This window comes from Thiobacillus sp. (assembly GCF_024708915.1).
Genome location: NZ_JANJXQ010000157.1, coordinates 1 through 8,447, shown reverse-complemented (window position 1 = coordinate 8,447; position 8,447 = coordinate 1). Strand labels below are relative to the sequence as shown.

The window sequence follows — 8,447 nt, the reverse complement described above, 5'->3', positions numbered from 1 at the left end:
CTGTTGTTCCTCGACAGCCGGCAGCTCATCGAACAGGCTGACAGGCGATCCGTTATGACGTTCGGTCTCGTTCATGTCTCGGAGCATGCCAGTCCCAGCACAAACAGGCGAGATTGGAGAAAAACTCTCACGCTCTCAGCTCTCGATGCGGCCAAGCATCAGGTATTCCATCAGCGCCTTCTGCGCGTGCAGGCGGTTCTCGGCCTCGTCCCACACCACCGACTGCGGGCCGTCGATGACCTCGGCGGTGACCTCCTCGCCACGGTGCGCGGGCAGGCAGTGCATGAAGACCGCATCGGATTTCGCCACCGCCATCATGTCGGCATCCACCTGCCAGTCGGCAAAGGCCTTCAGGCGCTCGTCGTTTTCCGCTTCCCAGCCCATGCTGGTCCACACGTCGGTGGTCACCAGATCGGCGCCGCGGCAGGCATCCATCGGGTCGGCGAAGCTTTCGAAATGATCGGTACCATACAGATTGGCGCGTTCGGGCTCCACCTCGTAGCCCGGCGGGGTCGACACGTGCACGTTGAAACCGAGCACCTCGGCCGCCTGCAGCCAGGTGTTGCACATGTTGTTGGAATCGCCTATCCATGCCACCGTCTTGCCCTGGATCGAGCCGCGATGCTCGATGAAGGTGAAGATGTCGGCGAGAATCTGGCAAGGGTGATATTCGTTGGTCAACCCGTTGATCACCGGCACGCGCGAGTGGCTGGCGAAGCGCTCGATGATGTCCTGCTCGAAGGTGCGGATCATCACGATGTCGACCATGCGCGAAATGACCTCGCCCGCGTCTTCCACCGGCTCGCCGCGCCCCAGCTGGGTGTCGCGCGTGTTGAGATAGATTGCCGAGCCGCCGAGCTGGTGCATGCCTGCCTCGAACGAGAGCCGGGTACGGGTCGAACTCTTCTCGAAAATCATCGCCAGTGTGCGGTCGACCAGCGGGTGGTAGAGCTGGTACTGCTTGAAGCGCGACTTGATCAGCCGCGTGCGCTCGAACAGGTACAGCAGTTCGTCGCGCGACAGATCCTTGAATTGCAGGAAGTGCTTTGGCATCACGCCGCCTGCTGCAGGTAACTTTTAACGATGCCGGACACTGCCGCGACCAGCGCATCGACTTCTGCCTCACCGTAAATCAGCGGCGGTACCAGGCGGATGACCGAGTCGGCGGTGACGTTGATCAGCACGCCGGCGTCGCGCGCCACCGTCACCAGTTCGCCGCAGGGACGGTCGAGCTCGATGCCGATCATCAGGCCCTCGCCACGGATGTCGACCACGCCGTGCACGCCGGCCAGTGCCTGCCGCAACCCGCTACGGATACCCTCGCCGCGCGCGCGCGCGTTGTCGATCAGTTTCTCGTCCTCGATCGCATCGAGCGTCGCCAGCGCTGCCGCGCACGCCAGCGGATTGCCGCCGAAGGTGGAGCCATGATTGCCTGGCTGGAAAACGTCGGCTGCCGCGCCGCGCGCCAGGCAGGCGCCGATCGGCACGCCCGAGCCAAGCCCCTTGGCCAGCGCCATCACGTCCGGCATCACGCCGGAATGCTGAAAGCCGAACCAGGTGCCGGTGCGGCCAATCCCGGTCTGCACCTCGTCCAGCATCAGCAGCCAGCCGTGGGCATCGCAAATCTGCCGCAATCCGGCGAGGTATTCCGTCGGCAGCACGTTGATGCCGCCCTCGCCCTGCACCGTTTCGAGCAGCACCGCGACCACGCTCTTGTTGTGCTCGGCCACATGGCGGATGGCGTCCAGATCATTGAACGGCACCCGCGCGAAGCCCGTCAGCAACGGCTCGAATCCGGCCTGGATCTTGCGGCTGCCGGTCGCGGTCAGCGTCGCCATGGTGCGGCCGTGGAAGGCCTTTTCCATCACGATGATGGTCGGCACCTCGATCCCCTTGCCGTGGCCGTACAGGCGCGCCAGCTTGATCGCCGCTTCGTTGGCTTCGCAGCCCGAGTTGCAGAAAAAAACCTTGTCCATGCCCGACAGTTCGCACAGGCGGTCGGCCAGTTCTTCCTGCCGCAGCACGCGATACAGGTTGGACGAATGGATCAGCGTCGCAGCCTGGTCGGCGATCGCCTTCACCAGTTTGGGGTGCCCGTGGCCGAGCCCGTTCACCGCCACGCCGGCGACCGCATCGAGATAGCGCTTGCCCGCTTCGTCCCACAGATAGGCGCCTTCGCCGCGCACAAACGCGACCGGTTGGCGCGCATAGGTGTTCATCAAATGTGTTGTCATGGCAGTCCTCAACCAGGCTGTCCCGAAATGGCTGTTCTTGAAATGGCTTGAATAGAAAACGGCGGCCTGAGCCGCCGTGCTTGTCACGCACCGCCTTGATTATAGGCTGAAAAGCGCCGAGTGAGACATCCCGGTCGCCATGAAGAACAGCATCGGAATCGACAGCATGGTGTTGGTGCGCGACGCCAGAAAGGCGACGCGACGCGCCTTGTTCTTCTCCTCGTCGGTTGCCGGCACCATGCCCAGAATTTTCTTCTGATTCGGCCAGATCAGCACCCACACGTTGAACAGCATGATGGTTCCGAGCCAGGCGCCGATACCGATCGGGCCCATGCCGTTGCGCAGCAGGAAGGCGTCCATGAAATACGGGCCCAGCAAGGCGGCGCCGGCAATCCAGGTCACCACGGCGGCCCAGCGGAAGAACAGCAGGGCACGCGGCGCGACATGCTTGGTGATGCCTGCGGCGGTGCCGTCGGCGCCGGCATTTTTCAGTGCCGCCACCTGGACGAAGTTGAAGTAATACAGCAGGCCGATCCACATGATGCCCGCCATGAAGTGGATCCAGCGGGACAGTGCGGAGACGATATCGACGTTTTCCATTGCGCCCCCTTAACTCAAAAAGTTTCTGGCAAAGACAACCAGCACAGCCGTGAGCACGACGCCTGCGATAACGGTACCCCACAGCGAATCCAGCGGGTTTTTCATGGTTCTCTCCTCCTTCGAATGGTTGACTGTTTTTGTCGGATAAGCCGGCGCCAGTATCTTCAAAATGCCGCGATCGCGCAAGCGCCGCACCCCCTTCGCTCCGGCGACTGCATGCTAAAATCCGCCGATTCCTTCAGCCGCCCGCCCACTCATGGATGACGCTTCCGCCAACGCCCCCTTCATTATTCGCGGCATCACCGCCAAGGGTGCCCGGTTTCGGCCGAGCGACTGGGCCGATCGCCTGGCGGGCGCCTTCGCGGTGATCGACCCCAACAACCGCACCAATTATTCGCCGTACGTGCAACCCACCACGCTGGACAGCATCCGTTGCGTGGTGGTGGACAAGAAACTCAAAACCGCCGATCCCAACGCCTACCGTTTTTTGCTAACCTTCGCCAGCTGCAACGAATTGCTGACTGAAAACGCCGACTGAACCCGCAGCTCCCGGAATTGAAAATGGAAATGAAAAACGCCGCAGATGCGGCGTTTTCACTGTGCGGCGCCTGACCGCTCAGGCCATGCTCTTGACCGCCAGAGACAGGCGGCTCTTATGGCGTGCAGCCTTGTTCTTGTGAACGATCTGCTTGTCGGCGATGCTGTCGATCACGCTCATGGAAGCCTGAAAAACCTGCTGGGCGACGGCCTTGTCGCCGGCCTCGATGGCTTTACGCACTTTCTTGATCGCGGTGCGCAATTCCGAACGCTGGCTCATGTTGCTGTCGCGCTGCGCGCTGGCTTGACGTGCGCGCTTGCGCGCCTGGGCGGAGTTCGCCATGTATTCTGCTCCTGTAAATCCCGACCATATCCATAATATGGTCGGGATAAATTAATCTGTGCGCCCCGCCGTCGTGCTGACAGGGCAAATTCAATCTGAGGCGCCCTGTTTCAGACGGGACAGATCCACCAAAGCCCGCGATTGTATGGGAAACCCCGGCCACAAATCAAGCTGTTTTGCACGCAATTGCAGTTGCAGTTGGCGCGCCCGGCCCGCACAATGCGCGCAAAACGCCGCCATCCATGAATCTCCTCAAAGCCCTCGCTGCGGTCAGCAGCATGACCCTGCTCTCCCGCATACTGGGATTCGTGCGCGATACCCTCATCGCCCGCGTGTTCGGTGCCGGGCTCCTGACCGACGCTTTCTTCGTCGCCTTCAAAATCCCCAACCTGCTGCGGCGCCTGTTTGCCGAAGGCGCCTTCTCGCAGGCGTTTGTGCCGATCCTCGCGGAATACAAGAGCCGCCAGGGCCATGACGCCACCCAGACCCTGGTCAATCAGGTTGCCACCGTGCTGACACTGGTGCTGGTCGCGGTTGCACTACTGGGCATTGTGGGCGCGCCGTGGGTGGCCTATGTCAGCGCGCCGGGATTCCGCGCCGAACCGGAAAAATTCGCCCTCACCGTCACCCTGCTGCGTATCACGTTTCCCTACATCATCTTCATTTCGCTGGTGGCCCTGGCGGCGGGCATTCTCAATACCTTCAGCAAGTTTTCAGTGCCTGCGTTTGCACCGGTGCTGCTGAATCTGTCCATGATCGCCGCGGCCCTGTGGCTGGCGCCGTATTTCGATCCGCCGGTGCTGGCACTGGGCTGGGGCGTGGCGCTGGGCGGGGTGCTGCAACTGGCGTGGATGCTGCCGCATTTGTTGAAGATCCGCATGCTGCCGCGCCCAACCCGGCGTTTCGACGACCCCGGCCTCAAGCGCGTGCTGAAATTGATGGCACCCGCCACGCTGGGCGTCTCGGTCGCGCAGATCAGTCTCTTGATCAACACCGTCTTCGCCTCGTTTCTAGCCACCGGCAGCGTGTCGTGGCTGTATTACGCCGACCGTCTGATGGAGTTTCCCACCGGCATGCTGGGGGTTGCACTGGGCACCATTCTGCTGCCCAGTCTGGCCAAGCATTACGCCGACGACTCACCGGCCGAATACTCCAAACTGCTCGACTGGGGTTTGCGGCTCACGCTGCTGCTTGCGCTGCCCTCTGCCGCTGCGCTGGCGGTGCTGGCAGTGCCGCTCATCACCACGCTGTTTCATTACGGCGCCTTCACCGCGAACGACGTGAGCATGACGCAGCAGGCGCTGATCGCCTACAGCCTGGGACTGGTCGGACTGATCCTGGTCAAGGTGCTGGCGCCCGGATTTTACGCACGGCAGAACATCCGCACCCCGGTCAAGGTTGCCATCTTCACCCTCGTCGCCACCCAGTTGATGAACCTCGCCTTCATCGGCCCGCTCGGCCACGCCGGGCTGGCGCTGGCCATCGGCCTGGGCGCCTGCCTCAACGCCGGACTGCTGCTGCATCTGCTGAAAAAGCAGCAGATTTACCAGCCGCAGCCGGGCTGGGCCGGATACTTTCTGCGCGTGCTGGCGGCGGTTACGCTGATGGCGGCGATGCTGTTCTACGCTATGGGCGAAGCGCAGTGGTGGCTGGCGGCCGGCTCCCTCGACCGGCTGCTGCGGCTGTCGCTGCTGGTCGGCGGCGGGATCGCGCTGTATTTTGCCGCGCTGGGGCTGATGGGCTTCCGCCCGCGGCAGTTCGCGCGGCGGGCGGCGAATTAACGGGCCGCTTAATCAGCTAGAATTAGGCCTTTTCGCGCCGGTTCGCCCTACGCATCAACCCCATGCGCATCACCCACGGTTTCAACGCTCTCGGCACACCCCACGCGGTCACCATCGGCAACTTCGACGGCCTGCACCTCGGACATCAGGCCATGCTCGCCCGCCTGCAGGACGTGGCGCGGACGCGTGGCCTGCCAAGCTGTGTGCTGAGCTTCGAACCGCATCCGCGTGAGTTTTTTGCGCCCGAGCAGGCGCCTGCGCGCCTGTCCAGCCTGCGCGAAAAGGCCGAATGCCTGCAACAGCTTGGCATCGACCGCTTGCACGTGTTCCGTTTCGACCGCGCATTCTCCGCACTGACTGCCGAGGCCTTCATCGAACGCGTGCTGGGCCGCACCCTGCAGGCGCGCTACGTACTGGTGGGCGACGACTTCCGCTACGGCGCCAGGCGCGCGGGCGATTTCGCGCTGCTCGAAAGCCTTGGCCAGCCGCTCGGTTTCGACGCCGAATTTCTGCCGACGGTCGAAGTCGGCGGCGAGCGCGCCTCGTCCACCGCGGTACGCAACGCGCTGGCCGCGGGCGAACTGGAGCATGCCACGCGCCTGCTGGGCCGGCCCTACAGCATTTCGGGACGCGTGGTGCACGGCGACAAGCTGGGGCGCGACATCGGCTTTCCCACCGCCAACATCCAGCTCCGGCACAACCGGCCGCCGCTGATGGGCATCTTTGCAGTGGAACTGTACGGCCTCAACGGCGCTCCGCTGGCGGGGGTGGCGAGCCTGGGCAAGCGGCCCACCGTCAAAAGCCCGGATGCCGTGCCCGTGCTCGAAGTACACCTGTTCGATTTCAATGCCGACATTTACGGCCGTCGCGTGCGCGTGAGCTTTCTCCACAAGCTGCGCGACGAAGAGAAATATCCCGACCTCGACAGCCTCGTTGCGCAGATCAAGCGCGATGTCGACAACGCCAAACGCTATCTGGCCAAGACTCAACCCGAACCGCGCCATGCCTGACTATAAAAATACCCTCAACCTGCCCGACACCCCTTTCCCGATGCGCGGCGACCTCGCCAGGCGCGAGCCCGGCTGGGTCAAAAGCTGGCAGGATAAAAAACGCTACGAAACCATCCGCAAGGCCGCGGCCGGGCGCCCGAAATTCGTCCTGCACGACGGTCCGCCCTACGCCAACGGCGACATCCATATCGGCCACGCGGTGAACAAGATCCTCAAGGACATCATCGTCAAGGCCAAGACCCTCTCCGGCTTCGACGCGCCCTACGTGCCGGGCTGGGACTGCCACGGGCTGCCGATCGAGCTACAGGTCGAGAAGACCCACGGCAAGGACATCCCGCCGGCGAAGTTCCGCGAACTGTGCCGCGCCTACGCCGCCGAGCAGATCGAGCGGCAGAAGGCCGACTTCATCCGCCTCGGCGTGCTGGGTGACTGGGGCAACCCGTATCGCACGATGGACTTCCAGTTCGAGGCCGAGCAGTTGCGCGTGCTGGGGCGGATCCAGCAGGCCGGGTATCTGTACCAGGGCGCCAAGCCGGTGCACTGGTGCGTCGACTGCGGCTCGGCGCTCGCCGAGGCCGAGGTCGAGTACGAGGACAAGACCTCGCCGGCGATCGACGTCGGCTTCGCCGTCGCCGACCGCGCCGACCTCGCGCGCCGCTTCGACATCGCGGCCATCGACGAGCCGATCCAGGTCGTCATCTGGACCACCACGCCGTGGACGCTGCCCGCCAACCAGGCGGTGGCGCTGCACCCCGATTTCCAGTACGCGCTGGTGCGCACCGCCAAGGGACTGCTGATCCTCGCCGAGAGCCTGCGCGAGGGCGCGCTCGCGCGCTATGGCCTCGCCGAGGGCGCCGAGGTGATCGCGCATACCACGGGCCAGGCGCTCGAGGGGGTGGTGCTGTGGCACCCCTTCCAGGAGCGCCAGGTGCCGGTGATCGTCGGCGACCACGTCACCGCGGACGCCGGCACCGGCGCGGTGCACACCGCCCCCGGCCACGGCCTCGACGACTACGTGGTCGGCAGCCGCTACGGCCTCAAGGTCGACAACCCGGTCGGCGACGACGGCCGCTTCTACGCGAGCGTGCCGCTGGTCGGCGGCATGAGCATCTGGCAGGCCAACCCGCTGATCGTCGAGACGCTGGAGGCGAGCGGCGCGCTCCTCGCGCACGAGAAGCTGCTGCACAGCTATCCCCACTGCTGGCGCCACAAGACGCCGATCATCTTCCGCGCGACGCGGCAGTGGTTCATCGGCATGGATGACAGGGGTCAGGACTCAGGGGTCAGGGGCCACGGGGAAACCCTGCGCGAACACGCGATGCGCGCGGTCGACGCGACGCAGTTCTTCCCGTCGTGGGGACGCGCGCGGCTGGAGGCGATGATCAGGAACCGTCCCGACTGGTGCGTCTCGCGCCAGCGCAACTGGGGCGTGCCGATGCCCTTCTTCACCCACAAGGAAACCGGCGCGCTGCACCCGAAGACGCCCGAGCTGCTGGAAATCGTCGCGCAGCGCGTCGAGCAGCAGGGCATCGAGGCCTGGTTCGCGCTCGACCCGGCTGAACTCCTGGGCGAGGACGCCGCACACTACGACAAGACCGGCCACACCCTCGACGTCTGGTTCGATTCCGGCGTCACCCACGCCTGCGTCCTGAAGCGCCGCCCCGAGCTCGCGCATCCGGCCGACCTCTACCTCGAGGGCTCGGACCAGCATCGCGGCTGGTTCCAGTCGTCGCTCCTCACCGGCTGCGCGACCGACGGCCGCGCGCCCTACGACGCGCTCTTGACCCATGGCTTTGTGGTCGATGGCAAGGGCCACAAGATGAGCAAGTCGAAGGGCAACGTCGTCGCGCCGCAGAAGGTGATGGACCAGTACGGCGCCGACATCCTGCGCCTGTGGGTCGCGACCACCGACTACTCGGGCGAACTGTCGATCTCGGACGAG

The 8,447-nt window shown here is 64.4% G+C and carries 8 protein-coding genes; 4 read left to right on the top strand and 4 right to left on the bottom strand.

What is annotated here, in order from left to right:
- Window positions 1–135: 135 nt before the first annotated feature.
- The 3 genes from argF to Q0L94_RS11030 all read right to left on the bottom strand — a co-directional run bounded on the left by argF (window position 136) and on the right by Q0L94_RS11030 (window position 2,834).
- Window positions 136–1,053 carry an ornithine carbamoyltransferase gene (gene argF, locus Q0L94_RS11040; protein ID WP_296753262.1) on the bottom strand — a complete coding sequence of 306 codons (918 nt, stop codon included), beginning with the start codon at window positions 1,051–1,053 and terminating at the stop codon, window positions 136–138.
- Window positions 1,053–2,234, bottom strand: a complete 1,182-nt coding sequence (locus Q0L94_RS11035) for an acetylornithine transaminase (protein ID WP_296753260.1) — start codon at window positions 2,232–2,234, stop codon at window positions 1,053–1,055. The genes argF and Q0L94_RS11035 overlap by 1 nt, the downstream gene beginning before the upstream one ends.
- A 99-nt stretch (window positions 2,235–2,333) precedes the next feature.
- On the bottom strand, window positions 2,334–2,834 hold the full coding sequence (locus tag Q0L94_RS11030) for a urate hydroxylase PuuD (RefSeq protein WP_296753258.1): 501 nt from the start codon (window positions 2,832–2,834) through the stop codon (window positions 2,334–2,336).
- Window positions 2,835–3,090: 256 nt separating this feature from the next.
- Here Q0L94_RS11030 and Q0L94_RS11025 point away from each other — a divergent pair, with 256 nt between their 5' ends.
- The gene (locus tag Q0L94_RS11025) at window positions 3,091–3,372 is read left to right on the top strand and encodes a DUF3579 domain-containing protein (protein WP_296753257.1); all 282 of its coding nucleotides are present in this window, start codon (window positions 3,091–3,093) and stop codon (window positions 3,370–3,372) included.
- A gap of 78 nt (window positions 3,373–3,450) precedes the next feature.
- Here Q0L94_RS11025 and rpsT read toward each other — a convergent pair whose 3' ends face one another.
- Entirely contained in the window at window positions 3,451–3,714 is a 264-nt protein-coding gene (gene rpsT / locus Q0L94_RS11020; RefSeq protein WP_296641163.1) for a 30S ribosomal protein S20, read from the bottom strand.
- A 242-nt stretch (window positions 3,715–3,956) separates the two neighbouring features.
- Between rpsT and murJ the strand changes: the two genes are divergently transcribed.
- The 3 genes from murJ to ileS all read left to right on the top strand — a co-directional run.
- Window positions 3,957–5,495: a murein biosynthesis integral membrane protein MurJ gene (gene murJ, locus Q0L94_RS11015; RefSeq protein WP_296753256.1), complete on the top strand. Its 1,539-nt coding sequence runs from the start codon at window positions 3,957–3,959 to the stop codon at window positions 5,493–5,495.
- 62 nt (window positions 5,496–5,557) lie between these two features.
- A complete protein-coding gene (locus tag Q0L94_RS11010) occupies window positions 5,558–6,505 on the top strand; it encodes a bifunctional riboflavin kinase/FAD synthetase (RefSeq protein WP_296753255.1) in 948 nt (315 codons plus the stop codon).
- On the top strand, window positions 6,498–8,447 hold a 1,950-nt coding region (gene ileS / locus Q0L94_RS11005), incomplete at its 3' end, for an isoleucine--tRNA ligase (protein WP_296753254.1). The genes Q0L94_RS11010 and ileS, both read left to right, overlap by 8 nt.

Excerpts from the sequence above, each read along its gene's own strand:
- argF (WP_296753262.1), bottom strand. The coding sequence starts at position 1,053 with ATGCCAAAGCACTTCCTGCAATTCAAGGATCTGTCGCGCGACGAACTG.
- Q0L94_RS11035 (WP_296753260.1), bottom strand. The coding sequence starts at position 2,234 with ATGACAACACATTTGATGAACACCTATGCGCGCCAACCGGTCGCGTTT.
- Q0L94_RS11030 (WP_296753258.1), bottom strand. The coding sequence starts at position 2,834 with ATGGAAAACGTCGATATCGTCTCCGCACTGTCCCGCTGGATCCACTTC.
- Q0L94_RS11025 (WP_296753257.1), top strand. The coding sequence starts at position 3,091 with ATGGATGACGCTTCCGCCAACGCCCCCTTCATTATTCGCGGCATCACC.
- rpsT (WP_296641163.1), bottom strand. The coding sequence starts at position 3,714 with ATGGCGAACTCCGCCCAGGCGCGCAAGCGCGCACGTCAAGCCAGCGCG.
- murJ (WP_296753256.1), top strand. The coding sequence starts at position 3,957 with ATGAATCTCCTCAAAGCCCTCGCTGCGGTCAGCAGCATGACCCTGCTC.
- Q0L94_RS11010 (WP_296753255.1), top strand. The coding sequence starts at position 5,558 with ATGCGCATCACCCACGGTTTCAACGCTCTCGGCACACCCCACGCGGTC.